This is a genomic window from Methylomonas sp. MK1 (genome assembly GCF_000365425.1).
Taxonomy (GTDB): Bacteria; Pseudomonadota; Gammaproteobacteria; order Methylococcales; family Methylomonadaceae; genus Methylomonas.
This window is the reverse complement of sequence record NZ_AQOV01000001.1, coordinates 2,182,112-2,208,072: the sequence shown is the minus strand read 5'-3', so window position 1 is coordinate 2,208,072 and position 25,961 is coordinate 2,182,112. Positions and strand designations below refer to the sequence as shown.

Genomic DNA, 25,961 nt, shown 5'->3' with positions numbered 1-25,961 from the left:
CCTGCGCGCCGAGGCTTTTATCGAGGGTCGGCAGAAGGGGCTTCCCAGCCCCTCCGCCGACGCAGCGCATCCATGCGCTGCCCCTTCGGGCTTTTCTCGATAAAAACATCGGTGCTCGGCGCGGCATACGGGGAAACCCCGTCGCGAGTTCAAAGGGCTTTAACTGTTCTTTTGGATTTAGAGGAATGATGGTGTAGCTCCGAATAGCGAAGCGTATTCGGAGGAACGAGGGATATGTGAAACTTCGTTTGGACCACTTGCGAGGTAGCACAGGCCCTAACTGATTGAGGCGTTGCCAATATGCGTCCGATTACGCTATCGCTAACCAGACCTACAGAGGGCCACTGAAAATCGGGATGATTTTCTCCCGTATGCCGCGCCGAGCACCGGAGCTTTTGAACGGATTGGCCCGTAGGGGCGCCGCAGGGATGCGGCGCGTTGCCGAAGGGGCAGGAAGCCCCTTTCGGCAACCCCGTTCAAAAGCGAGGAGCGCAGGGAATAAGCGGCATCCGGGTGTCTTTTCTTTTGGATACTTTTCTTTGGACAAGCAAAGAAAAGTATCTCGGCTGTCGGGCCGAGACCCGACATTAAAATAACCGTCGCATTAGCGACACCAAACATGAAAGCCTATTGACCGCGTGGGTACAAAAACCGAGCCCATCCTACGCGGCTCCCAGCATTGACGCTTCGTGTCAGTTGCTCCAATCCCCGGACAAGAGCAAGGGAAGTGCATCGTTGCGCGACACCAACTCTTGAAAAGGGATAGCATGGTTTGCGCCACAGATAAACAGGACCGGCCAAACATCTTTTTCCAAAATGCATTTGAGCCAATAAGCCTCTCTATTGCGATAGGACTCTTGAATATTTCGCGCGATCTCTTCTTTGCTATGCCCATTAAGTAAGCCGGAGATTTGAATCCCACTTTCCTGTTCCATTCCATTCTCAGCGCGCGACTTTCTATCTAGCTCACAAAAGAGATGTTCTACAGAATGGATTTTGGCAAGTTTCTGGATGGTGGACTGCGCTAACCCATTTTCTTGAACGAATTGCTCGTTGTTCTCTTCGGCCAAGAGCGCTATTTTCTTTTCGAGAACGATTCCTCCGATATATCTCTCGAAGTCCTCATGTTGAAGCTCAGTGAGCTCGCAGCTCCTGTGCTGGTATTTATGATCGGTTCCAACTATGAAGAGAGGCTTGGTCACTGAGGCACTAGCAAGTAATTTGATGGTTAACTGTAAATCTACTACTAATGATCTTTTCCCTATATAAGCCTTTTCTATGTAAAGTTTATTGCCTTCTGTCCATGTTCCTCGCCAGCGTAAAAAGCAAGCTAGATTCCGCCCTGAGAAAAAAACCAACCACTCACCCCCCCAACAACGGCGACTGCAACACTATCGCCGCCGCAATCAACACCGCCGCGCTGAGAATAGCCCGCAACGTGCGGGTATTATTTCGCTTCAGTTGTTTACGTAGCTCCAGCATATCTTTCTGTTGCTGTTGCAACTGCTGCTCCATGTGTGCGGCGCTTTGCAGGGCTTGGAATATCAGGCCGGGCACTTCCGGAATTTGTTCGCCGATTTCCGGGAATTTGGCGAACAGCTCCTTGATCTTTTTCGTTGGTCCGACCCGTTGTTTAAACCAGTTTTCCAGGAAGGGTTTGGCGGTTTGCCACAGATCCAGATCGGGATAAAGCTGGCGGCCCAGGCCTTCGATATTCAGCAGGGTTTTTTGCAGTAACACCAATTGCGGTTGCACCACCATGTCGAAACGGCGGGCGGTCTGAAACAGTCTGAGCAGCAGCAAGCCGAAAGAAATGTCTTTCAGCGGCTTCTCAAAAATCGGTTCGCAAACGCTGCGGATCGCTGCTTCGAATTCTTCCACCCGCGTCGAAGCCGGCACCCAGCCGGATTCGATGTGCATTTGCGCCACGCGGCGGTAATCGTGGTTGAAAAACGCCAGGAAATTTTCGGCCAGATAGCGTTGGTCGGTGCTGGACAGGCTGCCGACAATGCCAAAATCCACAGCCAGATACTTGTCCGGCAATTGCACGAAAATATTGCCCGGATGCATGTCGGCATGGAAAAAATTGTCGCGAAACACTTGGGTGAAGAAAATCTCCACGCCGCGCTCAGCTAACTTTTTGAAATCCGCATTGCCTTTGCGCAGGGCCTCGATGTCGCCAACCGGGATGCCGTAGATGCGCTCCATCACCAACACTTTGCGGCGGGTCAGTGGCCAATGAATTTCCGGGATGTAGAGCATCTCGGAATTCTTGAAATTGGCGCGGATGGCGCTGGCGTTGGAGGCTTCTCGCACCAGATCCAGTTCGTCGAGAATGGTCTTTTCGAACTCGGCGACGATTTCCATTGCCCGCAACCGGCGAGCATCACTCCAAAAGCGTTCCGCTAGCCGCGCCAGTTCGTACAACAAGCCCACATCGGAATGAATTTTGTCTTCGATGTCCGGGCGCAAGACTTTAACAATGACTTTTTCGCCTGTGTTCAGCGTGGCGGTATGCACTTGCGCCACCGACGCCGAGGCCAAGGGTTGCGGATCGAATTCGGCAAAGGCCTCTTCTATCGATTGCCCCAGCTGTTGTTCGATGATTTTGCGGGCGGTCTCTGCAGAAAACGGCGGCACTTTATCTTGCAGTTTGACCAGTTCTTCCGCGATGTCTTCAGGTAGCAAGTCCTTGCGAGTCGACAGGGTTTGGCCGAATTTGACGTAGATCGGTCCCAGGTCTTCCAGGGTTTTACGAATACGCGCACCGCGCGGTTCGCGAGCTTTGCTGGTCCAATAATTCGGCGACAAAAACGCGATATAACGGATAGGGCGAAATAAATGGGTTTTTAAAACAATTTCATCCAAGCCATGGAACATCATCACCCAGTTGATATGGATGAGGCGCATCAGAATTTTCGGGCGAATCACGGGCAGGTCCTTGTTATTGAGGCGCAGATGTTGGTTGGGTCAAGGCTTCCAGGCGGTCGAGGCGGGCGCTGAGGCGGTCGCAATCACTGCGGCAAGTGTCGATTTCTCGAAAGATTAACTCGGCTTCCGATTTGGCCGGCAACTCGCGGGTTTCTTCTTGCAGAAACTCTTCCAGGTTTAAGCGAAAAGTCGTCAAGCTATGTTGCGTCCAGTCGCGGCTGCCGCGAAACAACTTACCCAGGCGCTGGGCAAAGGCATCGCCAGTGTAGCGGGCAATTTTGCTTTCCAGATTGATGTCCAGTTTTTCGAATAGCCTTTGCAGACGGCGCGCGAGTTGGGTGTCGCCTTCGATGCGAACTTCGCCTTTGAACAGGGAACGCATCGGCGCTGCGCTTAGGCCCATCAATCCCAATGCCGATAGAGAACCGCTCAGCGTGGCATCGACAGCTCCCGGATAGCTTTCCAGAATTTGTATGCCTTGTGAGCTAGGGCAGAGATACAGACTGCTGCTGAAAGTGTCGATTCGCAGTTCTATGACTTTTCCGGCCATCGGCGTCAGATATTGCTCGATATGCTCGTCCAGGGTCAAATACCGATTTAGCGCGGCTTCGAGGCTGGCGAGAAATAATGACTTAACGCTGCTCGACATTACTGTGACTTTGCTTGCTGTTGTTGCAGGAACTCTTGCATGTCTTCGTTATTAACGCGGTGGTATAAATCGCTGACTGTCATGGTTAGGTCTATTGATTCCAGGGTCAAGCTGTCGCCGAGGAAGTAGTGTTCCGATAGCCAGTGCGTCGAACGGCGTAAGATTTCGATATCGACAAAATCCTGTTCGATCAGCACATATTCTTGCAGGCTGGGCAAGGCTTTGTAGGCCGCGAGTTTGGTGGATTTGTCCATGCGACGGGTGGCCTTGGACAGTACTTCAACGATAATGGTCGGCTTTTCGGTGTAGTATTCGTCGCCGTTTTCATCGGCGCAGACCACCATGACATCGGGATAAAAAAAATTAGCCGCAGCCTTGATTTTTAAATCGGACGAAAAAGTCGCGCAGGGACCGTCTTGCAAATGGTTGCCAAACATTCGCACAATATTGCTAACCAATAAATTATGGTTACGGCTGGCGCCGGCCATCGCATAAGCTTCGCCATCAATCAGCTCGTGCTTTACGTCACTGATCATCTCGCCCTGCAAATATTCGGCTTCGCTGATGTAATGCTGAGACTGTTTCAGGGCCATGGGCTTTCCTCCGTTGTCAGGTCGGCGAGAAGGATGCTTAAAATTTATAACCTCTGTGCACCGCAACAATACCTTGCGTCATGTTGAAATATTCGCAACGTTCCAGGCCGGCATTCTCCATCATTTGTTTCAGTTCGTCCTGTTTCGGGTGCATGCGGATCGACTCGGCCAGATAACGGTAGCTGTCTTCGTCTTTAGCCACAATCGCGCCGATTTTCGGCAGCAGATTGAAGGAGTAAAAATCGTAAACTTTTTCGGTAATCGGATCGATGGGATGCGAAAACTCCAGCACGATGACGCGGCCGCCCGGTTTCAATACCCGGTACATGGACCGCAAGGCGGCGTCTTTATCGGTGACGTTGCGTAAACCAAAGCCGATGGTCACGCAGTCGAAGGTGTTGTCGGCAAATGGTAGGCATTCGGCATTGACTTGGGCGTAGCGGATATTGCCGCTCAAACCATGGTCGATCAGTCGGTCGCGGCCGGTGCGCAGCATCGCCGCGTTGATGTCCGCCAAAACGACTTGGCCGGATTTGCCCACGCGTTTTTCATACAGCTTGGTCAAATCGCCGGTACCGCCGGCCAAATCCAGCACGCTGTCGCCTTCACGAACGTTAGCCAATTGCACGGCCACTCGTTTCCAGATGCGGTGGATACCCATGGACATCAAGTCGTTCATGACATCGTACTGGCTGGCAACTGAGTCGAACACGCCACGCACCAGGGCGACTTTTTCCTGTTTGGGAACCTGTTTGAAACCAAAATGGGTGGTATTGTCGTTTGTCATGATGTTCTTTAATTGGTTAGGGGCGAGCGGCGGCTGAGGCCGGCGGCTTTCAATTCTTCCAGATAATTCGACCACAAAAGCGGGAAATCCGAACCCAGTTTGTAAAGCAAATCCCAGCTATAAATGCCGGTGTCGTGACCGTCGCTGAACACCAGCTTGATCGCGTAATTGCCCACCGGCTGGATGTCGGTGATCGTGACGTCTTGCTTGCCGATTTGCAGGGTTTCCTGGCCGGGGCCGTGGCCGACCGCTTCCGCCGATTGAGTAAACACCCGCAGATATTCGCTGGGCAGTTCGTAAATGCTCTCGTCGTCGAAATGAATTTCCAGGATCGCCGAAACCTTGTGCAACTTAATTTCGGTCGGGACGCGATGAGTGGGGGTGATTTTTACGCGCATAATTACAATATATACCGGCTGAGGTCTTCGTCGTCGGCCAGTTCCATCAGATGCGCATCCACGTAAGCGGCGTCAATATTGATGGATTTTTCGACCAGGTCCGGGGCGTCGAAGGAAATATCCTCCAACAGCTTTTCCAGAATGGTGTGTAATCTGCGGGCGCCGATGTTTTCGGTTTTTTCGTTGACTTGCCAACCCAACTCGGCGATGCGTTTGATACCGTCCGCACTGAATTGCACATCGACGCCTTCGGTTTTCAGCAGTGCCTGATATTGCTCGGTCAGCGACGCGTCAGGTTCAGTCAGAATGCGCACGAAGTCGTCCGCGCTCAAGGCATTCAATTCCACCCGAATCGGGAAGCGGCCTTGCAATTCCGGGATCAGATCGGACGGTTTGGTCAAATGAAATGCACCGGAAGCGATAAACAAAATATGATCTGTCTTGATCATGCCGTACTTGGTGGTGACGGTGCTGCCTTCTACCAGCGGCAATAAATCGCGTTGCACGCCTTCGCGGGAGACTTCGCCACCGCCCATTTCCGAGCGCTTGCAAATCTTGTCGATCTCATCCAAAAACACGATGCCGTGTTGTTCGACAGCTTCTAGCGCAGTCTGCTTGATTTCTTCTTCGTTGACCAGTTTGCCGGCTTCTTCTTCCTGCAATTGTTTCAAGGCATCCTTGATTTTTAATTTGCGGGTTTTAGTGCGGCCGCTGCCCAGATTTTGAAACATGCCTTGCAACTGGCTGGTCATTTCTTCCATGCCCGGTGGGGCCATGATTTCCACACCTACTGCTGGTGCGGCGACGTCGATTTGAATTTCCTTGTCGTCCAAGTCGCCTTCACGCAATTTTTTGCGCATTTTCTGCCGCGTCGATTCCTCGGTTTCCGAGAGCATGCCGCCTTCGGCGCGCGGTAATAGAATGTCCAGAACCTTCTCTTCAGCGGCATCAGCGGCGCGGTTTTGCACGCGTTCCATAGCCGAGATGCGGGTGGATTTCACAGCGCTATCGATCAAATCGCGAATAATCGATTCCACATCGCGCCCGACATAACCCACTTCGGTGAATTTGGTGGCTTCGATTTTGATAAATGGGGCGTTGGCCAAGCGCGCCAGACGACGGGCGATTTCGGTTTTGCCGACCCCGGTGGGGCCTATCATTAGTATATTTTTCGGGGTGATTTCGTCGCGCAGTTCGGCGGCAACTTGGCTGCGGCGCCAACGGTTACGTAGGGCAATGGCGACGGAACGTTTGGCTGCGGCTTGGCCAATGATGTGTTTGTCCAGTTCGCTGACGATTTCTCTGGGGGTCATTTGACTCATGGTTTTACTCTTGTGCCGGTTGTGGTTCGGCGTCTAATTCTTCGATACGCAGATTGTGATTGGTATAGATACAAATATCGGCGGCAATGCCCAGGGACTTTTCGACGATCTCGCGCGCGCTCAGTTCGGTGTTTTCCAGTAGAGCGCGGGCGGCGCTTTGCGCAAACGCGCCGCCGGAACCGATAGCAATAAAGTCGTATTCCGGTTCGATCACGTCACCAGTGCCGGAAATCACCAGTGAGGTTTTACTGTCGGCGATGATCAGTAAGGCTTCCAATTTGCGCAAGGCTCTGTCAGTGCGCCAGTCTTTGGCCATTTCCACGGCGGCGCGGGTCAGATTGCCGCGATGCTTTTCCAGCTTGCCTTCAAAATGTTCGAACAGGGTAAACGCATCTGCGGTGGCGCCGGCAAAGCCAGCGATCACTTTGTCGTGATACAGGCGTCTGACTTTACGGGCATTGCCCTTCATCACGGTGTTACCCAGGGTGACTTGGCCATCGCCGCCGATCACGACTTTGTCGCCGCGTCTGACGGAAAGAATGGTGGTGCCTCTGAAATTCGTCATGTCTGTGAATGAAAAAGGGAAAGGCGGCGATTTTACATGTTCTCGGCGGCGATGGGGTAGAAGTTTAAAACCGCAAGTATGGTGGGTAAAAGGCGCAAATATTGAACAAAGCAAGAAAACTGATTAAAGTTCAAAGTGCTGGTATTTTAAGGAGGTGCCGCATTGACCGGCGTTTCCAACATTACAATAACAACAAGAGGGTAGTCATGAAATTGTCAAATCGCTGGAGAGGTGCGTGCTTACTGAGTGCTATGGTGTTTTCAAGTGCGGCGCTGGCTTTGTCGCCGGATGAAGAAGAAAGGTTAAAAGAGTGTAAAAGGCCGAAATTCCGGGATTTTGTGCCCGAGCAAAAAACCGAGGTCGATGCGGGTTCAGATGTCTCGTTTCATGTCTCCCACAACGCTGATCCTTTGACTGTGACAGCCGAAGCGCGTGGCGAAAAAATGAAAGTCAATGTGGTGGATAAAAAGACCTTTTATTTTGTGTCTGCCAAGTTGCCGCCATTGACTCCGGGGTTTGCCCGAGTGCATATCACCGCTAAATCAGCGGAAAGTAAACTGGAAAGCGGTTGTCTGGGCCAGGATGGCTGGTTACTTAAAATCAAAGGCGAAGAAGCCGCTAAACCGGCGGAGCAGCCCGCTGCCGCTCAGTAGCGAATTTTATCTGTTTTGATCCGCCACAATTCGAAAGGGCGGTTGGCGGCGTCTAGCCCTAGCTGTTGCATGGCGATCCGCCGTTGTTGGGCGGGTTTGTCGATTTCGGTATAAATAAAACCGTCGTCGAACCCGGCTTTAGCGGCGTCAAAACGGTCGCAGGCGAAATAAACTGCCTGCAGTCTTGCCCAATAGATGGCGCCCAAGCACATTGGGCAAGGCTCGCAGCTGGTGTAGAGTGTGCAATCGCTTAATTGAAAATCGCCTAGTTTCTGGCACGCAAGCCGAATCGCCACAATTTCGGCATGCGCGGTCGGGTCCAGATCCGGCGTGACCCGATTTCCGCTAGCGGCAATAATTTTGCCGTCTTTGACCACAATCGCGCCGAACGGCCCGCCGCCGTTTTCGATGTTCTCGCAGGCCAAGGCGATAGCTTGGTTCAGAAAGCCTTGATGCATTACAAATCCAGCGGATTATCAGGATCGATGCCGTCCATGAACGGTACCCGGCGGTCTTCGTTGGTAATCTGATAAACCTTCCCCAGCCAGTTATTGAACACGGCCTTGGCCGAGTCTCGCCAGGTGATGTCCAGATGCGCGGTGATCTGTGTTTCCGGCATGGCTTCCAGCGATCTGCCATCGAGTTTGGCGGCTTTGACGTGCTCTGCATAGTCGGCTAGCAGGCTTTGCACTTCGCTATCGAAATAGTGCTCGGGGTAGGGCGGATAATCGTCGCGCTCGCCATGGTAAAACCTAAGCACTTCGCGCTTGTATTCCTTGAGCAGGCTGATGTCGTCGTATTCCGGGTGGCCCTGGAAGAAGACGATGCGAAAGCCATCCGGACTGACCGCCAGATGTACGCCGGCAGTTTCGCTGGCTACCAATACCTGCAAGCCGTGTGTCTCCATGTCGCGCTGAAATACTTCGTTGAAACGCGAATGCGGCACGTCGAAGCGGGTATTGATTTCCGCGACCAGAGGATGTTGTCTATCGACCACCTTGTGCGAAAAAACGCCCCAGCGTTTGGCCGGCAGACGAGTGCGCTCCACGCCGTAACAATGCTGAATGAATGCATGGGTAGCCAGGCAAGAGCAAAGTACCGAGGTGACGTTTTGCGTGGCCCATTCGAACACTTCGGTCAGGGGCTGCCAAAAATCCTCTTCCTGCAAATGGTCGTGGGTGACATTGGCGCCGCTGATAATTAGGGCGTCCAGGCCATCCTGTTTAATTTGCTCAAAGGATTCGTAGAACCTATGAATATGTTCCTGGGCTTGCGGACTTCTTTCCAGGCCGTTTATCGTAAACGGATGTACATGGAACTGCGCGATCTGATTACAGGCGCCGACCAGCCGGAAAAATTGGCGCTCGGTGGCCTCCAGGGCTGCGTCCGGCATGATATTCAGCAAGCCGATATGCAATTCTCTGATTGATTGATGGCTGGCGCGGTCCGGGCTGAGAATTTCTTCGCCTTCTTCGTACAGACGCTGAAAAGTGGGTAAATCGGTATGGGCAACTAGCGGCATTACAAGAACGGTCTCAGGATTGTTGCCGGGCAATCGCCTCGGCAATCAGACGGATAAAGTCGTCTTCATTATTAACTTTGGCGGTTTCGTCGGCGCTGATGGTGTAGCCGTACTGGGCGGCAATCGCTTCGTAGCGCGGCACCCGGGCTTTGAACAGCTCTGGAAACACCCAGCTGACGAATTCGTCGGGTGGAATCTGGTCTGTAGAGCTGTAACCGTGCTCAGCCATAAATTGGTTCAGTTTTTCATCGACAAATTCCGGCCGGTAATACAAGGGTTTTGGGTCTTGTTTGGCGCGGTCTATGATGGTTTGTTCCAAGGCAGGCGGAATTTTGATGTAGACGATTAAAGTGTGTTTGGCCAGGTTTTCCAGGACTTCCGGGCAATCCAGTTCGCAAACGCTGCCGCCGGCGTCGTTAATGAAGTGCTTGTAGCCGTAGATGTCTTCGGCTTTGTGGATGAAATCGGGCACGTCGTTCATTGCCGCGATTTCGGCTTGATGATGCAGCGCTTGGCGGCGTTTGAATTCGGCTTGCGACAAGCCGCCCTTGGCCGGATCGCCGATTTTGCCCAGAAAGCTGGACACCGGCGCCAGGTTTTCCACGGTGATATTGCTGCAAATGTAGATGGAATCGGATTTGAGCAAGTCACGTAAAAACGGTACACCCATGGCTTGCTGCTTGATGTTGTCCAGAATCGGCTCTTCCAGGTATTTGGTGCCGATACGGTAATCGCCCGAGTAATGAAACCACTTATCCCTAGGCAACTTGGCCGAGAGGGTGGTTTTGCCGGCGCCGGACATCGCCAGCAGAGTGATGCTTTTGGATTCCCAATCCAAAAATTGTTGCGGGGTCATTCTCATAAATTATCTCAATCCAACAAATCGCTAATATCCAAATCTTCCGCATCCGGGCGGGCGTGGCGATCAGGATCGGTGTAGCCAAGATCGTCGGCTTCCAGATCGTCGAAGGGTGCGCTCCAGTCTTCCGGGTCTTCTATATAATCGATAGTGGAACCATACCAGGATTCGTTGTCGTACTCGCCCAAGTCGCCGTTGGCGAATTGCACTTCCACCGATTCGTCGTTACCTTCAATCGCTACGACCTTGAAGGTGAGATTACTTTCCAGGTCTTTATACCAACGGCCAATGACCGGATCTGTAATGGTTGCCATAGTTGCATCCTCGCTATGTTGATGACTTATCAATGATAGCGAGTTTATAGAAGCTGTGCGAGTACATGGGGGCAAAACTGCCGAGATTTTCGATTAGAATGGCAAATTTACAGATTTTCGGGCGAGGCCATGAGCGAAGAGAGATTCATCGAATTGGAGATCAAACAAGCGTACCAGGAAGATTTGATTCAGGCCTTGAACCAAGTGGTGGCAGACCAGCAAAAGCAAATCGGCAAACTGGAGGAAACCTGTAAATTGCTGCACGACAAGATCAAAAGCCTGGCGCTGGATGATCGCCAAGCCGGAGCGGTCGACGAGCGTCCGCCCCATTACTGAGGTATAAATTACGACTTACGCTGGCTGACGCGGCGTAGCTGCTTGGTTGGGTTGGAAGCTGTCGCCAAACTTGTTCTGGGTTGTGGCGAGGCGCTGCAATCCATGCGTTTGGCGCGCAAGCGCCGACAAAAATCCTGACTGTCGTCTTGTTGTAAGCCGGTCCATTGGGCTCGCCAAGCAGTGCTGCCTTTTGATTTGGTTTTGACGATGCCGGCCCGCCCGGATTTAGCTAACGGACCAAGAGCATTACGCGCACGCTGTAGATTGACATCGGCATCGATTTTTCTCGGATAACTGCCCATGCTAACCGTCCAAACGCTGCCGTGGCTTTGCGGCTTGGCTTGCGCCAATTGCGTGAGTTTTTCGCGGCGGCTGTTGTAAGGCGCATTTATTCGAATCGGCTCATATCGGCTGCTGCCGGAGTCGGCGCCCATTTGTTCCGCACTGCCGGCGCAACGGTTGGACGATAATTGAAACGGCGGCGGCAGGGCGCTGTAATCCTTCAATTGCGAAATATGTTCGCCGAACAGACCTTTTTCGCTATTGGCAAAGCCCATATCCAACAGATTGCCCATTTGTTCAAAGCGTTCGCCGCTGCTGTGCGCGCCCAATAACACGCCGATCAAGCGGTGGCCGTTGCGTTTGGCCGAGGCGATCAGGTTGTAGCCGGAGCCGCAGGTAAAACCGGTTTTCAGACCGTCGGCATCCGGATAGCTTTTCAGGATGCGGTTGGTATTGGGCATTACCCGCCCTTTGTAGTTAAATTCCGTCGCCGAAAAATAATGATAATGTTGCGGGAAATCGCGAATCAAGGCGGCAGACAACAAAGCCAGGTCGCGGGCGCTACTGATTTGACCGTCGTTTGGCAAGCCGCTGGCGTTTTCGAACGAGCTGTTGTACATGCCCAGGGTTCGTGCTTGCTGGGTCATCATCGTCGCAAAATTGCTTTCCGTGCCGCCCAGTTTTTCCGCCAGCACCACCGCCGCATCGTTAGCGGAACGGGTGGTGACGGCCATGATGGCTTGTTCTACCGTCAAACTTTGGCCGGTGCGCAAACCCAGTTTGGAAGGCGGTTGCGAGGCGGCGTGTTTTGACGCAAACACGGTATCGGTCAGTCGCAGACGGCCATTTTCCAATGCCGACAGCGTTAAATAAATAGTCATGACCTTAGTCAATGACGCCGGATACCAGCGTTGGGTAGATTCGGTTTCGTGGACCACGCGGCCCGTGTCGGCGTCGATCACGATTGCCGCGTATCTGGCGGCCGCAGGAGCGCTCTGCAACATTAGGCAAGCTAGAGAAAGTAGCGCTAAACGGGTTTTCGGTAGGGTGCTCAAGTTATTACTTTGCTCCAGATATGTGGCCTAAACATTTGACTGTATTATTTAATCAGAATTATCGATTTCGAAAAAGACCCAATTCACGCGAGGATGGTCGATTTTGATCTGTTTTTCCATTCCGTTAATTAATTCAACAGCTTCCCCCACGCTTAAATCCGCCAGCAATTCGGCTTTAATCGCCAGCATCACTTGGCTGCCGTGGCTAACAGCCCAAATATTCAGCACACGGTTGATACAGCCTTGTTTTTCCAGATAGCTTTGCACTGCATCGCGAATCGTGACATCGGCTTCGCCGAGCAGTAAAGAATGCACTTCTCGGCCGATTAACACCGCCACTACCACCAACAATGCGCCGATCAACATCGAGCCAACCGCGTCGTAGGCTGAATTGCCGGTAAGCATAGTCAAACCCAGCATCGCCGCGGCTATCACCAAGCCAAGCAGCGCGGCCAAGTCCTCGCCGATCACCACCATCAATTCGCTGGATTGAGTTTCTTTAAACCATTGCCAAATGCCCCGTTCGCCACGCTCGTTTTCCATCGCTGCCAAGGCAGCGCGCAACGAAAATCCTTCCAAAACCACGGCGATAGCCAATATCGCCAAAGCCATACCGGCGTTTTCCACGGTATGCGGTTCGTGATAACGCAACCAACCCTCGTGGATCGAGAATAATCCGCCCACCGAGAATAGCGTAATCGCTACCATCATCGACCAGATATACGCTTCCCGGCCAAAGCCCATGGGATGGTGCTGCGTTGCTGCCCGCGCCGAGCGTTTCATACCAATAAACAACAAGACCTGATTGCCGCAATCGGCAAAGGAATGAATGGCTTCCGCCAGCAGCGAGCCGGAGCCGGTCCAGACTGCCGCGCCGGTTTTGGTCAAGGCGATGCCCAGATTGGCGGCGAACGCATAAATGATGGCTGAGGCCGAATTACTGTGAGACATGAGTTTTGTGCTTTTAAAATCAAGAATTGAGTAGCGACCATTTACGGCAAACGCCACCGAAACGGATCGAGTAATTATGCAGATTTTAGATGAGTCGAGCGAATTTGCCGCAAATACTTAGCCGTTACCAGCCATAAACCACAAAGGTGTTATCGATTCAGCATTTGGGGCGATAGCGGCTGGTTTTTTGCGCTGAGCGACTGCCGTTTGGTCGTACGCCGACCGCGACGTTTTTGCAGCCAGCGTATCAGCCCGGTGATAAACAGTATTGGGCAGACGAGGCCGGAGAATAACACCAGCAATTGGCCGGTCAAACCAAACGCTTCGCCGGTATGCAGCGGATGCAGCCAGTTAATGACGGTATCGGAGCCGCCAAGCTCATCCGGATTGCTGATGGCCAACACCTGGCCGGAATATTGATCCACCCAGACATTGGTTTTGGGAAAGCGCAGACTGGGTTCGCCGGCTTGGCGCAGATTGATGCGATAGCTGCCGTTGGTGTCGTGCGGCGTTTCTATCCAGCACAGGCGCGCCTGCGGAAACCGGGCTTGGCCCACCGCGACGGCTTGATCCAGGCTGATCCGGGCTGGGTTGTTTTGGGTTATGGCCGATTTTGGCGCGGGCGATGCCTGCAAAGGCGAGAAATAGCCGAATAGTGGATTGACGTATTGCGGAATCTCCAAGGCTATTCCGGTCAGGGCTAACAGCAACAGCACGATAAAGCTGTAGACGCCCGCCAGTTTATGTAGATCGTAATTCAAGCGCTCGCGGCTGGCGTGGCGTTTTAGGCTCAAAGCGCTCTTTAATTTGTGCAAGGGCGGCCACCACAGGTAGATGCCGCTGACTAAGGACATCAGCAACAAGCCGCCCACGATAGCCATCAATATCTTGCCGGTTTCGTCCAGCAATAATTTGTAATGCAGATCGTAAAGCCAGGTCATCGCAAATTCGCCCCAGAAACGATTGGCCAGTACCGAGCCGGTATAAGGATCGACCGACAGCATCAGCGGGGCAAAGCCGTGATGCTCGGTTTCTTGCGGCTGATAGTAGCGGGCGGTGATCGCGCGGCGCGGATCATCGGGTATTTCCAGCCGCCAGCCGCGTTGCCGCGCAGGTTCTGCCCGGCGTAAGGCTTGAAAAATATTCTCGTAGCTTTGCCGTTGGGGGCCGGGTTCGGAAATGATCAATTGCGGATTCAGCCACTCGTCCAGATCGATATAAAACACCAGCAGGCTGCCGGTTAGGCCGACCAGGGAGATGACCAAGCCAAGCGACAGCCCGAGGTATAAATGCACGGCCAGCCAGAATTGGCGTCTAGCCTGTTTTTTGCCGGCCGTTGATTTCATGGTGATGCGAGCTTAGTAGTCGAACTTGACGTTGACGGCGCCGTAGAAGGCAATGCCGTCGCCCGGCGAGAAGAACGGTTGGGCGGTGGCGCCGAAAGTTTCGTCGTACCAAACGTATTCCCGGCGCGCATCGGTCAGGTTTTTGGCTTGAAATTGCAATTCCACTTCCTTGGTCACCTGATAGCCCAAATCGAGGTTAAGTAGGGCGTATTCCCCGTATTGGCCGCGTTGATTGGCTTGATCGACAAAGTAATCGCCTTGGCCGCTGGTCCATAGCGACGAACGCAGTTGCGGCAGAATTTGGTAGTCGATACCGGCCGAAAACAAATAATTCGGGGTATTGACCACTTGATTGCCGGCGACGTACTCCATTGTGCCGGCTGCGACTGTCGGCGGATTGGTGACTTTCGCTTCCTGCAAGGAGTACGAGGCCCAAACGCCGACTTTGTCGGTGGGGTAGACCTTGACCTCAATGTCCACGCCTTGGCGCTTGGTGGCACCGATCATCGTCGAATCGACGCTAGCCAAATTGCGGCTGATTTCGTTGCTGGCGTCTTGTGCCCAATAGGCGACCCGGCCCTCGGCCCAATCCACCGGTTTCAGCTTGACCCCAACTTCCCAGCCATCGTTCAAGGAGGGGCCAATGTTGGCTTGGTTACGGCCGATGAAGGTTGCCTGTCCCAGGCCGACCTGGAAGGTGCGGCCCCAGTTACCGTAAAGGCTGTAACCTTCGATTGGCGTAATCACCGCGCCGATTTTCGGCTGCGAAATCGTGCCGTAATCGTTCAACGGTGAAGAGCCGAAGGTCGTGCCGGGGCGATAGTTGAAAAAGCTGCCGTCGATGATATCGGCACGGTAACCCGGCGTCAGCTTCAACCATTTGAAGGGTTTGATGATCGCCTGGATGTAGCCGCCGTAGTTCAGGAAGTCCCATTTCTCGTCGTTACGCAAACCGCTGCTACGGCGAACCCTGCTATCGGTCAGATAACGCAGGTATTTGTTTTCCTGTTGCTGGAAGTCGAAGCCGGTTTCCAGCGAAAAGTCGTCCAGCCAACTGACGACCGGATGGTAGGTCAGCGAAGTCATTGCGCCGTACTGGATTTCGTCGCGGTCGCGTTCTTGCTGTGCTGCGCCTGGACCATAGGTCACGTAACGTTGGTCGTCGAATAAGTTACCGTAAACCTTGGACGACCAGAATAAGGTTTTGCTGATATTGACGTCCAAATGGGTGCTGACTTGACCAACCGTACGTTTGCCGCCGTCGGTGGCATTTCTGGCGAAGGTTTGGGTTTGATTGAGCAACTGTTCCTGGTAAGTCATATAGCCGGGTTCTTGGGCGCCGGCTTCGCTCCAGCGGGCGATCAGACCAATTTTGTATTTTTGGTCGTCCGGGGTGTAAAACCACTTGCCGGAAAAGCTGTTTTTGTCGGTATCGCTGTGGTGGCGGTAGCCGTCGCTGGCGCGATAGGATATTTGATAGTTTTGCGAGAGACCGTCTTTTTCGTAACCCAGACCGGATTGAATGTCGTGGGTGTTGAAACTGCCGTAACTGAGCCGGCCCTTGGCGTAGTTGCCGCCAGTGGTGGTGTTCATGCTGATGTTACCGGCAAAAGAGTGCAGGCCGTAGCGGGCGTCGTTGGTACCGCGCACCACTTCAATCGACTCGATGTCCAGCGGAAACAGCGAGTCGATGAAATAGGTGTCGCCACTGTTGGTGTTGCTGGGAACGCCGTCGATCAGTAATTTGACCGCGTTAACCCGGCCTTCGCCATTGAAGCCGCGAAACGACATTTTTCCGGTCGTGATGCCTTGGCCGAATTGAGTAACTTGGACGCCGGGCATACGGTGGAATAAGTCGTAGGCCGTCAACACGTTTTGGTCGGCGATCTTATCGGCGTACATGATGTCCACCGAAGTGGCGATGTCCTTGCTGGTTAATTTTACGCTCTCGGCTTGATCGCTAACGGTGACCGCACCCAGCTCGAAAATCGAATCGTCCTTGATGGCTTGTGCTTTTGGTGCTGGGACTTTTTTAACCGCAATGACGCCTTCGCCCACTTGCTCGTACTGTAAGTCGTTCTGACTTAACACTTTTTCCAAGGCCTGTTGTACGGTGTAATTGCCCTTCAGCGGCTGGGCTTGCAAGCCTTGCACCACTGAGTCGGCGTATATCAGTTTGGTATTGGTGGACTTTGCCAGGTTCTCCAACGTAGCTGCCAGCGGCTGCGCGGGAAGGTCTATGCTCGCGCCGGTGCTGTCTGCCGCGCTTGCGTCTATTGAAGCAGCTAGGGCCAAAGCCAGCAGCGGCGCCCGTCGGCGCGGTTTTTTCTCAGGTGGGGTGTTAAGTTTGCAATCCATGATCATCTCCTGTTAGTCGTGGGTGGCAATATTTTTTGACTCGCCATACCCCATTAACGAAGCAGACTGGTCAAACTGGACATTTTTGCGGAATATTTTTTTGAGCCCGAAAGCGCACACCTGGTTGTTAGCGACTGTAAAGCACGATGGTTTGCTTTTGGCGTTGTACGCGGATAGGCAGGATTTTTTCCAGGGCTTGCAGAAACGGCTTCAGATCGGTGCTATTGAAACTGCCGCTTAGAGTTTGTTTGGCCAAAGCAGGATCGGCAAACGCAAAACGCACGGCGTGATAACGCTCCAATTCCGCGGCGACTTCGGTCAGCGGGGTATGGTCGAACAACAGCTGGCCGTTAAGCCATGCCGCCACTTGTTCGGGATTGGTTTTTTCGGATTTTTCCCAGTGGCCGTTTTGGTCTATTTTGCGGCTGAATCCGGCAGGTAAATTTTCGCCAAACCAGCTGCGGCCGGCGTGCAGGGCCACTTCGCCTTCCAGTACCGATACGGCGGTGCCCCGAGCATCGTGCCGCACGTTAAACACGGTGCCGATGTCTTTAATTTGTAGATTGCCGGTATGTACGTTAAAAGGGCGCCAGGCCTGATGGGCGACGTTGAACATCGCTTCGCCTTGCTGCAATTCGATCTCGCGGCGCCACCAGGACAGTCGCACACGCAGTTGTGTGTCTGTATTCAATTGCAGTTGGGAACCGTCGGCTAGCAGCACGGCTTGCCGTTCGCCAATGCCTGTTTGGTAAGCCATGCTGGGCGCGCTGTGGTCCAGCCACGCGCCACTTAATATCGCGGCAAGCAGCAGGCTGCCGGTTAAGGTTTTGCCGTTTCGCCAGATGCGGGGCCGCGCTGAGCGTGCGGCACTCAAACCTGCTACCTCGCGGGTTTTTAGCTTATCCAGGTTTCCCCAAAGGCTGGCTATGTCATCGTAAGCCTGCTGATGCGCGGGGTTTTGCAGAAGCCATTGCGCGAATGCTTGCCGCCGCTTGTCGTTGCAGTATTCGGACTGCAACTCCACAAACCATGTCGCGGCTTGTTTAAGAATCTGTTGTTCTTGCGAAAGGTTAGGCGCCTTCATTGATTGGCCGGTTTAGTAACGCACGTCGTTGAACATCTGATGGCAGTGCAGCATGGCTTTGACCAATTGGCGTTGCACGGTCTTTTCGGAGATGCCCAGTTGTCCGGCGATTTGCGTATAAGTTAATTCGTCGATCTTGCGCAGCAACAAAATATGTCGGCATTGCCGTGGCAGGCTGGCGATAGCCAGTAACAGGCGCTCGCATTGCTGGCTAAGAATGGCAAAGTCCTCGGGTTGCATAAGCGGGCAGGTCAGCTCGTCGTCTAAGCCTTGAGTCTTTACGCCGCTGCGCTGATGGTGGCGAATAAAGTCTATCGACAGTCGTTCGGCGGTGCGAAACAGATAACCGGGCAGATTGTCGGTATGCGCCAGACTGTCCTTGCCCAGTAAACGTAAATAAGTCTCCTGGCTCAGATCTTGCGCGGCATCGGGGCACTTTACCTTTTGCAGCAGAAAATCGACGATGGCTTCTTTATGATTCAGAAATAATTCGGCTATCTGATCGTGCTGGATGGCGATGACGGACAAGCGACAGGCTCCGGATTTTGTGAAGGGAAGACGGAAATTGCCGCAAGCTGTGTGCCAATAAACGCAGACAGCCGGCCAATCCAGGTAATGCTTGGCTGTAAGGTTGTTGATGGCGAGGCGTAGGGGGAGGATTACATCTAAAACTATGTCATATAACGCAGTTTCGTGCGGCATATGACCTGGTGTTTCTGCTTAAATCAGCCGCAATGGAAGCTATTTTCGGCAGGAATCCAGGGAAAGTTGTCCTTGAGCATATCCAGATGCTCGGTCATGCTACATACCATGGCCGTTACTGAAGTATCGACATGAATACTTTCAGCTTTTCCAACCCAGACAGGTTTGTTTTCAAACATCGCCAAATCGGCATCGTGGCGTTTTCAGGTGTAAAAAGCTTGGATAAGCCGGCCGTTCGACGTATTCAGCTTTGCAAGTTTTACGTTAAGAACTTTGGGTATCTCTGCGGCCGGGCGGTCAATCACAATTTAATATGTATTTGACGTGCGAAGCCAGCCACCGCATGGTGCGGTACGCGGTCGTTTCAGTAGATGGGTAAGTCGGTGGCGGGCTCAATTGCGTTACCGACATCTCATCGTTCAGTAATAAGGTATTCGTCTTGGGCGTCGGTTAACTCCTCGGCCTTCAAATTGGCAGCCAGTGCTTCAGTCAGGCCATTTCCAAAATCTTGCCCAGTAAAGCCGAATAATATCGCTCGGCATTCAAGCTCAAGGTATGCGTCATATTTTAGTTTGACAATCAATCGATTGATTGATAAATTTAAAATCAATCGATTGATTTATTTTTCAGCATACACTTTCGCCGAGGCAGCATGGTCACAACCGAAAACTCCGAAATAGAAACTCACGACGCTCGCAGCCGGCTGGTAATGGCGGCATTGCGGCTATTTGCCGAAAAAGGTTACAAGGCCGCTTCCACGCGGGAAATTTCCGACGCGGCGGGGGCAAACATTTCGGCCATTCGTTATTACTTCGGCGACAAGGCCGGTCTATATCGCGCCGCATTCTTCGAACCGATGGGCGACACGCCTTGCGGCTCCGATGTCGCGGCCTACGCCAACTTACCGTTACCCGAAGTGTTGACCCGATTTTTCGGCGAATTCCTCGAACCGTTGAAAAAAGGCGAGGAGCTTGGGCTCGTGATGAAACTGCACTTCCGGGAGATGATCGAGCCGACCGGCGCCTGGCAACAGGAAATCGATGCGGAAATCAAACCCCAGCATGAAGCCTTGGTGTCGCTGCTCAAGGAACATTTGGGATTAAGCAGCATCGACGAGGATTTACATAGGCTGGCTTTCGCGATGATAGGCATGGCGGTGTATTTTTATGTGGGGCAAGACGTCATCTCGATGATCTCTCCGCAAATTTTAAATTCCCCACAACACATCGACGTGCTGGCCGAACGTCTGGCCGGCTATGCGCTGGCCATGATAGACAGCGAAGCCGCGCGCCGTGCTCGGGATGGCAGCCATGAGCAATAAAGCGCTGCCGCCGCTCGGCTTGAGTCTGATCCCCTTACTGCTTTCGGCCTGCGGGTCCGGCGGTTTATTGACTACCGTCGGCCCGGATTATCAAGCCGAACCGCTGCCCGCACCGGCAAGCTGGCAAGTGCCGCAAGCCGATGCAGCCAATCGGCAACAGGCTCATCAAGGCGATCCCGCCGAGCTGATGCGCTGGTGGGAGCGTTTTCAGGACCCGGCCCTGACTCGCCTGTTGAGCGCCGCCGAGCAAGTTAGCGCCTCGGTTGCCGATGCCAGAGCACGTATCGAAGAAGCTAGAGCCAATCTCGTGGGCGCCGATGCCGCCTTACTCCCTAAATTGGACTCCGAGCTCGCCTCCAAACGCTCTTCGTCCTCGTTTGGCGGCACACCGTTCATCTGGAACCAGTTTTCTGCCGGATTGCAATCCAGCTGGGAAATAGACCTGTTCGGCGGTTTGGCCCGGCAGCAGGAAGCGGCCCAAAGCCAACTGGCATCGCGCAACGCCTCCTGGCACGATGCCAGGGTCGCGGTGGCGGTGGAAGTCGCCGATGCCTACCTGGCTTATCGTTATTGCGAAGCGCAAGTGCAACTATTGCGTACCGACAGCGCTTCGCGCCTCGAATCGGCGCGGGTGGCGGCGGTTGCCGGCCAGAGCGGCTTCCGCTCGCCGGGCGACGTGGCCTTGGCTACCGCCAGTGCCGCTGAAGGCAGCAGAACCTTGCTACAGCAACAAGCTCAATGCGAACGATCCATCAAAAGCCTGGCGGCGATGACCGGCCTCGCGGAAGCCGACTTGCGCTCATTACTGAACGGCTCGACCGATCAGGCGGCGAAACTGCCCAATCCACCGGCGTTCGAAATCGCCTCGTTGCCGGCCAAGGTGTTATTGCAACGGCCCGACGTGGCGGCCGCCGAGCGCGACCTTGCCGAGGCCAGCGCCAATGTCGGCGTGCAACGGGCCAAGCAATTTCCGAAACTGAGCCTGTCGGGCAACATTACCCCGACGTTGCAAAACATCAACGGCGCGGCGCTGATGCTGGCGCAGACTTGGGCGATAGGGCCGACCCTGAGCTTGCCGCTGTTCGACGCCGGTAAGCGCGCGGCCGATGTGGAAGTCGCCAAGGTGCAATACCAAGCGGCGGAAAGCCGCTTCCGCGCCAAAGTGCGCACGGCGGTCAAGGAAGTCGAAGACGCTCTGGTGCGTTTGGATAGCACCCGCCAACGCTTGCCGCAAGGCCGCGAGGCGGTCAACGGCTACCGGGCAAACTTTCAGGCGCTGCAAACGCTCTACCAAAGCGGATTGGGTAATTTGCTCGACGTGGAAACGGCCCGCCGCAACGTGCTTGCCGCCGAACTGGCGCTCGAAGAACTTGAGCAGGAACAGGTCGGGGCCTGGATCGCGCTTTATCGCGCGGCCGGCGGCGGCTGGGCGGACGGAGGCGACTCGCCGAATCCTGACACGGCAGCAGCGGACCCAACCAAACTTAGAGCCATCGGCAACACGCATTTATTTCCGAATCAATTCGACACGCTCAGCGGAGGAAAATCATGACCAAGGGAAAAATAGGCGCGCTATTCGTCGCCTTACTACTATTAATCGGTATTGGCGTGGCTATCGGCCGCGTCAGCCAGCCCGCGCCATCGGCCGAAGCACCGGCGGCTAATCCGGCGCTCAGCGTTTCGGCGATTCGTCCGCAAACGCGTGATATTCCGCTCAGTCTTACGGCTAACGGTTCTATTGCAGCTTGGCAGGAAGCCGTGATCGGCGCCGAAATCGGCGATCTGCGCCTGAGTGCGATTAATGTGCAAATCGGCGAAGCCGTTAAAAAAGGCCAGGTGTTGGCAACCTTTTCGGACGAAAGCGTATTGGCCGATGTCGCCCAAGCCCGAGGCGTAGTGGCCGAAGCCGAAGCCAATCTGGCCGAAGCCCGGCTCAACGCCGAGCGGGCACGGAAGGTCTCGGTATCCGGGGCGTTGAGTGCTCAACAAGTGGACCAGTACCTGACCGGCGCCAAAACCGCGGAGGCCAAACTGCAATCCGCCAAAGCGCAGTTGGATGCGCAATTGCTGCGGCTGAAATATACCAAGGTATTGGCCAGCGACGACGGCGTGATTTCCGCGCGTAGCGCCACCTTGGGCGCGGTCGCTACGAAAGGTCAGGAATTGTTTCGCTTGATTCGGCAAAACCGCCTGGAATGGCGCGGCGAGCTTACCGCCGCGGAAATGACGCAACTGAAACCGGGCAACAGGGTGAGGGTGGAAGTGCCGAATGTCGGCAGCATAGAGGGAAGCGTACGTTTCCTGGCGCCAACCCTCGATGTGCAAAATCGCAATGGCTTGGTTTACGTTGATTTACCTCATGCTGCGCAAAGCGGTTTGCGTGCCGGTATGTTCGCCCGTGGTGAATTTGATTTGGGCAGTTCCACGGCTCTAACCGTGCCGCAAGATGCGTTGTCGCTGCGGGATGGCTTTAGCTATGTGTTTCTGCTGACCGAACAAACCGAAGACCGGGCCCGCGTCAAGCAGGTCAAAGTGCAACTGGGCCGCAGAAACGGCGACCAGCTGGAAATTTTATCCGGAGTGGCCGCCGAAGACCGGCTGGTGGCCGGCGGTGCCTCGTTTTTGGCCGACGGCGACAGCGTACGGGTGGTAAAACAATGAACGTTTCAGCCTGGTGTATCCGCAACCCCATTCCGGCCATGATGTTGTTCGTGCTGCTCAGTTTCGCCGGTTTGCTTAGCTTCAAAGCGATGAAAATCCAGAATTTCCCCGATCTGGATTTGCCCACCATCACGGTCTCGACCTCGCTGCCCGGCGCTTCGCCGTCGCAACTGGAAACCGAGGTGGCACGGAAAATCGAAAACGCCATCGCCACCTTGCAGGGTTTGAAACATATCACCTCCAAGGTCCAGGATGGCAGTGCCACCATCACCGCCGAATTTCGCCTGGAAAAGCCGGTACAGGAGGCCTTGGACGATGTGCGTTCCGCCGTTTCCAAAGTCCGTGCCGACTTGCCTGGCGACCTGCGCGATCCGATTGTCACCAAGCTGAATTTGGCCGGTTCGCCGATTTTGGCCTTAACCGTCAGTTCCGCGCAGCGCGATGAAGAAGCGCTGTCCTGGTTTGTCGAAGACACAGTTGCCAAACGCCTGTTGGCGGTACGCGGCGTCGGTGCGGTCAACCGCGTGGGCGGTGTCAGCCGGGAGGTGACGATTGCTTTGGACCCGGTCAAGCTGCAAGCCTTGGGGGCGACTGCGGCAGACATTTCCCGGCAATTGCGGCAAATCCAGCGCGAGAGCGCCGGCGGTCGCATCGATTTGGGTAGCGGCGAACAACCGGTGCGCACCTTGGCGAACGTGGCGTCGGTCGATGAGATACGGCCCTTGCAGCTTTCATTGGCTGACGGCCGCCATATTCGGCTCGATCAAGTCGCCAAGGTGGACGACTCGGTAGCAGAACCGCGCGCGCTGGCGCTACTGAACGGCAAACCGGTAGTGGGCTTTGAAGTGACTCGCAGCCGGGGCGCCAGCGAAGTAGAGGTGGGCGCCGGCGTACAAAAAGCCCTGGCGGAACTGCGCGTTGCCAACCCGGATATCGAATTCACCGAAGCCTTCAATTTCGTCACCCCGGTAGAGGAGGAATTCCAAGGCTCGATGACCATGCTTTACGAAGGCGCATTGTTGGCGGTTTTGGTAGTCTGGTTGTTCTTGCGCGATTGGCGGGCCACTTTTATTTCCGCCGTCGCGCTGCCGCTGTCGGTGATTCCGGCTTTCTTGGGCATGGATTATTTGGGCTTCTCGCTAAATGTCATCACGCTGTTGGCCTTGTCATTGGTGATCGGCATTTTGGTCGACGATGCTATCGTCGAAGTGGAAAACATTGTCCGCCACTTGCGGATGGGCAAAACGCCGTATCAAGCTGCCATGGAGGCCGCCGACGAAATCGGCTTGGCTGTGGTGGCGACCACTTTTGCGCTGGTCGCAGTATTTCTGCCGACTGCGTTCATGAGTGGGGTGGCCGGGCGGTTTTTCAAGCAATTTGGTTGGACGGCCGCGCTGGCGATATTGGCCTCGCTGGTGGTCGCCAGGATGCTGACGCCGATGATGGCGGCTTATATGTTGAAAGACCTTGGTCACTCCGAGCCTAAGGAAGGCGCGCTGATGCGCACCTATATGAAGTTGGCGAGCTGGTGTCTACATCATCGGCTGACCACGATTGGCGGCGCGGCGGCATTTTTTATCGGCTCGCTGTTTTTGATTCCGTTATTGCCTACCGGCTTTATCCCCGCGGACGATAACCCGCAGACCCAGGTGTTCGTGGAATTGCCGCCCGGCTCCAGCTTAGCGCAAACGCGCGCTTCCGCCGAGGCTGCCAGGCAATTGGTCGCCGGTATCGATTACGTAAAAACGATTTACACCACCATCGGCAGCGGCTCGGCGGGTAGCGACCCTATGGCCGGCAATCAAGGCAGCGGTGAGGTGCGTAAAGCCACCTTGACGATTACCTTGGCCAATCGCCAGGACAGACCGGTACGCAAACAGGTCATCGAGCAAAATATCCGCCAGGTCCTGCAAAAACTGCCCGGCGTGCGTACCAAAGTGGGTTTGGGCGCTTCCGGCGAAAAATACGTTCTGGTCTTGAGCGGCGACGATCCGCAAGCTTTAAGTACTGCCGCCCGCAGCCTGGAACGCGATTTGAGGACTATTCCCGGCCTGGGCAGCATCGCCTCCAGTGCAGCGCTGGTGCGTCCGGAAATCGCCGTAAGGCCAGACTTTGCCCGCGCCGCCGATCTGGGCGTGACTACCACCGCGCTGGCGGAAACCCTGCGTATCGCTACGCTGGGCGATTACGACTGGTCGTTGTCCAAACTCAATCTGGCGCAACGGCAAGTGCCTATGGTGGTGAAATTGGCTGATGAGGGCCGGCACGATTTGAGCGTGTTGGAACGCTTGGCTGTGCCGTCCGCTAAGCCGGGCATCGGCGCGGTGATGGTCGGCCAGGTGGCGAAGCTGGAACTGTCCAGCGGACCGGCCGTGATCGATAGATACGACCGTTCGCGGAATATCAATTTCGAAATCGAATTGTCCGGCCAGCCGCTCGGCGACGTTGCCACGGCGGTGGAAAACCTTCAGAGCATTAAAAATCTGCCGGCCGGCGTGAAGCGCATCAACATTGGCGACGCGGAAATGATGGGCGAACTGTTTGCCAGCTTTGGCTTGGCCATGCTGACCGGCGTGTTGTGTATCTTTATCGTGCTGGTCTTGCTGTTTAAAGACTTCCTGCAACCCATCACAATATTGGCGGCATTGCCGCTATCCTTTGGCGGCGGCTTCGTGGCGCTGTTAGTCACCGGCAAGGCCTTTTCGATGCCATCACTGATTGGTTTGGTGATGCTGATGGGTATAGCGACCAAAAACTCCATCTTGCTGGTCGAATACGCCATCGTCGCCCGCCGCGAGCACGGCATGAGCCGTATGGATGCGCTATTGGATGCCTGCCATAAGCGGGCCAGACCAATCGTGATGACTACCATTGCGATGGGTGCGGGCATGTTGCCGATTGCGATAGGCATGGGCAACGCAGATTCATCCTTCCGCAGCCCAATGGCGGTCGCGGTGATCGGCGGCTTGGTGACATCCACCTTGCTGAGCCTATTGGTGATTCCGGTGGCTTATACTTATCTGGACGATTTCAAGAATCTAGGTCTGGCACTTTGGAAACGCTATACCGCGCCCAAAGCAGCCGCTGTCGAATCGTGATTTTCGAAACAGGGCTTCATCAATAACGCATTCGTAAAGATGAAACAGAAGCGGTCGGGCTAGGGTAGGGCTTCAGGATCTATTGCAACAAGCCTGCCTATCATCAAGCTAACATCGGCAATTGAGAGGTTGTTGGCTTTTGGAGCCTCGATTCCATCGAGGCTTGCTTTAGGC

At 54.4% G+C, this 25,961-nt stretch carries 25 protein-coding genes; 6 read left to right on the top strand and 19 right to left on the bottom strand.

Annotation, left to right across the window (positions count from 1 at the left end; genetic code table 11):
- Positions 1-692: 692 nt before the first annotated feature.
- Genes G006_RS0110380 through hslV form a run of 8 tightly spaced genes read right to left on the bottom strand, consistent with a single transcriptional unit; the run spans position 693 to position 7,245 of the window.
- A complete protein-coding gene (locus G006_RS0110380; protein WP_020483121.1) occupies positions 693-1,358 on the bottom strand; it encodes a hypothetical protein in 666 nt (221 codons plus the stop codon).
- Positions 1,359-1,362: 4 nt separating this feature from the next.
- Positions 1,363-2,931, bottom strand: coding sequence for a ubiquinone biosynthesis regulatory protein kinase UbiB (gene ubiB / locus G006_RS0110375; RefSeq protein WP_026146956.1), 1,569 nt, complete (start codon positions 2,929-2,931; stop codon positions 1,363-1,365).
- A gap of 13 nt (positions 2,932-2,944) precedes the next feature.
- On the bottom strand, positions 2,945-3,580 hold the full coding sequence (locus G006_RS0110370) for a ubiquinone biosynthesis accessory factor UbiJ (RefSeq protein ID WP_020483119.1): 636 nt from the start codon (positions 3,578-3,580) through the stop codon (positions 2,945-2,947).
- Complete coding sequence (locus tag G006_RS0110365) at positions 3,580-4,173, bottom strand: Uma2 family endonuclease (protein WP_020483118.1); 594 nt, start codon at positions 4,171-4,173, stop codon at positions 3,580-3,582. The genes G006_RS0110370 and G006_RS0110365 overlap by 1 nt, the downstream gene beginning before the upstream one ends.
- A gap of 37 nt (positions 4,174-4,210) precedes the next feature.
- Positions 4,211-4,960 carry a bifunctional demethylmenaquinone methyltransferase/2-methoxy-6-polyprenyl-1,4-benzoquinol methylase UbiE gene (ubiE, locus tag G006_RS0110360; RefSeq protein ID WP_020483117.1) on the bottom strand — a complete coding sequence of 250 codons (750 nt, stop codon included), beginning with the start codon at positions 4,958-4,960 and terminating at the stop codon, positions 4,211-4,213.
- A gap of 8 nt (positions 4,961-4,968) precedes the next feature.
- Positions 4,969-5,358, bottom strand: a complete 390-nt coding sequence (locus G006_RS0110355; protein ID WP_020483116.1) for a gamma-butyrobetaine hydroxylase-like domain-containing protein — start codon at positions 5,356-5,358, stop codon at positions 4,969-4,971.
- 2 nt (positions 5,359-5,360) lie between these two features.
- Positions 5,361-6,680: an ATP-dependent protease ATPase subunit HslU gene (hslU, locus tag G006_RS0110350; RefSeq protein ID WP_020483115.1), complete on the bottom strand. Its 1,320-nt coding sequence runs from the start codon at positions 6,678-6,680 to the stop codon at positions 5,361-5,363.
- A 4-nt stretch (positions 6,681-6,684) separates the two neighbouring features.
- The gene (gene hslV / locus G006_RS0110345; protein WP_020483114.1) at positions 6,685-7,245 is read right to left on the bottom strand and encodes an ATP-dependent protease subunit HslV; all 561 of its coding nucleotides are present in this window, start codon (positions 7,243-7,245) and stop codon (positions 6,685-6,687) included.
- A 206-nt stretch (positions 7,246-7,451) separates the two neighbouring features.
- Between hslV and G006_RS0110340 the strand changes: the two genes are divergently transcribed.
- Positions 7,452-7,898: a hypothetical protein gene (locus G006_RS0110340; RefSeq protein WP_152428846.1), complete on the top strand. Its 447-nt coding sequence runs from the start codon at positions 7,452-7,454 to the stop codon at positions 7,896-7,898.
- Here the strand turns inward: G006_RS0110340 and G006_RS0110335 are convergent.
- The 4 genes from G006_RS0110335 to G006_RS0110320 are packed head-to-tail and all read right to left on the bottom strand — an operon-like array spanning position 7,892 to position 10,593.
- On the bottom strand, positions 7,892-8,356 hold the full coding sequence (locus G006_RS0110335; RefSeq protein ID WP_020483112.1) for a nucleoside deaminase: 465 nt from the start codon (positions 8,354-8,356) through the stop codon (positions 7,892-7,894). The two genes, G006_RS0110340 and G006_RS0110335, sit on opposite strands and share 7 nt — an antisense overlap.
- On the bottom strand, positions 8,356-9,420 hold the full coding sequence (metA, locus tag G006_RS0110330) for a homoserine O-succinyltransferase MetA (protein ID WP_020483111.1): 1,065 nt from the start codon (positions 9,418-9,420) through the stop codon (positions 8,356-8,358). Before metA ends, G006_RS0110335 begins: the two co-directional genes overlap by 1 nt.
- Positions 9,421-9,433: 13 nt before the next feature.
- A complete protein-coding gene (locus G006_RS0110325; RefSeq protein WP_026146955.1) occupies positions 9,434-10,282 on the bottom strand; it encodes an ATPase in 849 nt (282 codons plus the stop codon).
- An 8-nt stretch (positions 10,283-10,290) separates the two neighbouring features.
- On the bottom strand, positions 10,291-10,593 hold the full coding sequence (locus G006_RS0110320; protein WP_020483109.1) for a DUF6763 family protein: 303 nt from the start codon (positions 10,591-10,593) through the stop codon (positions 10,291-10,293).
- 129 nt (positions 10,594-10,722) lie between these two features.
- Here G006_RS0110320 and G006_RS0110315 point away from each other — a divergent pair, with 129 nt between their 5' ends.
- Entirely contained in the window at positions 10,723-10,929 is a 207-nt protein-coding gene (locus G006_RS0110315) for a SlyX family protein (RefSeq protein ID WP_020483108.1), read from the top strand.
- A gap of 8 nt (positions 10,930-10,937) precedes the next feature.
- On the opposite strand, the gene G006_RS25410 is transcribed toward G006_RS0110315, so the two are convergent.
- The 7 genes from G006_RS25410 to G006_RS28625 form a co-directional block, all read right to left on the bottom strand.
- The gene (locus tag G006_RS25410) at positions 10,938-12,215 is read right to left on the bottom strand and encodes a D-alanyl-D-alanine carboxypeptidase family protein (RefSeq protein WP_020483107.1); all 1,278 of its coding nucleotides are present in this window, start codon (positions 12,213-12,215) and stop codon (positions 10,938-10,940) included.
- Positions 12,216-12,314: 99 nt separating this feature from the next.
- Positions 12,315-13,217 (bottom strand): cation diffusion facilitator family transporter, encoded by a 903-nt coding sequence (locus tag G006_RS0110305; protein ID WP_020483106.1) that lies wholly within the window; start codon positions 13,215-13,217, stop codon positions 12,315-12,317.
- 149 nt (positions 13,218-13,366) lie between these two features.
- Entirely contained in the window at positions 13,367-14,563 is a 1,197-nt protein-coding gene (locus G006_RS0110300; protein ID WP_020483105.1) for a PepSY-associated TM helix domain-containing protein, read from the bottom strand.
- A gap of 12 nt (positions 14,564-14,575) precedes the next feature.
- On the bottom strand, positions 14,576-16,921 hold the full coding sequence (locus G006_RS0110295) for a TonB-dependent receptor domain-containing protein (protein WP_020483104.1): 2,346 nt from the start codon (positions 16,919-16,921) through the stop codon (positions 14,576-14,578).
- A gap of 127 nt (positions 16,922-17,048) precedes the next feature.
- Complete coding sequence (locus tag G006_RS0110290) at positions 17,049-18,005, bottom strand: FecR family protein (RefSeq protein ID WP_020483103.1); 957 nt, start codon at positions 18,003-18,005, stop codon at positions 17,049-17,051.
- Between the two features lie 12 nt (positions 18,006-18,017).
- On the bottom strand, positions 18,018-18,533 hold the full coding sequence (locus tag G006_RS0110285) for an RNA polymerase sigma factor (RefSeq protein ID WP_020483102.1): 516 nt from the start codon (positions 18,531-18,533) through the stop codon (positions 18,018-18,020).
- A gap of 197 nt (positions 18,534-18,730) precedes the next feature.
- The gene (locus G006_RS28625) at positions 18,731-18,886 is read right to left on the bottom strand and encodes a hypothetical protein (protein ID WP_020483101.1); all 156 of its coding nucleotides are present in this window, start codon (positions 18,884-18,886) and stop codon (positions 18,731-18,733) included.
- 473 nt (positions 18,887-19,359) lie between these two features.
- On the opposite strand from G006_RS28625, the gene G006_RS0110270 reads away from it, so the two are divergent.
- Genes G006_RS0110270 through G006_RS0110255 form a run of 4 tightly spaced genes read left to right on the top strand, consistent with a single transcriptional unit; the run spans position 19,360 to position 25,787 of the window.
- Positions 19,360-20,028 carry a CerR family C-terminal domain-containing protein gene (locus tag G006_RS0110270; protein ID WP_020483099.1) on the top strand — a complete coding sequence of 223 codons (669 nt, stop codon included), beginning with the start codon at positions 19,360-19,362 and terminating at the stop codon, positions 20,026-20,028.
- A complete protein-coding gene (locus G006_RS0110265; RefSeq protein WP_020483098.1) occupies positions 20,018-21,580 on the top strand; it encodes an efflux transporter outer membrane subunit in 1,563 nt (520 codons plus the stop codon). The genes G006_RS0110270 and G006_RS0110265 overlap by 11 nt, the downstream gene beginning before the upstream one ends.
- Complete coding sequence (locus G006_RS0110260; RefSeq protein WP_020483097.1) at positions 21,577-22,689, top strand: efflux RND transporter periplasmic adaptor subunit; 1,113 nt, start codon at positions 21,577-21,579, stop codon at positions 22,687-22,689. The genes G006_RS0110265 and G006_RS0110260 overlap by 4 nt, the downstream gene beginning before the upstream one ends.
- Positions 22,686-25,787, top strand: a complete 3,102-nt coding sequence (locus G006_RS0110255; RefSeq protein WP_020483096.1) for an efflux RND transporter permease subunit — start codon at positions 22,686-22,688, stop codon at positions 25,785-25,787. The genes G006_RS0110260 and G006_RS0110255 overlap by 4 nt, the downstream gene beginning before the upstream one ends.
- The last annotated feature ends 174 nt before the right edge of the window (positions 25,788-25,961 follow it).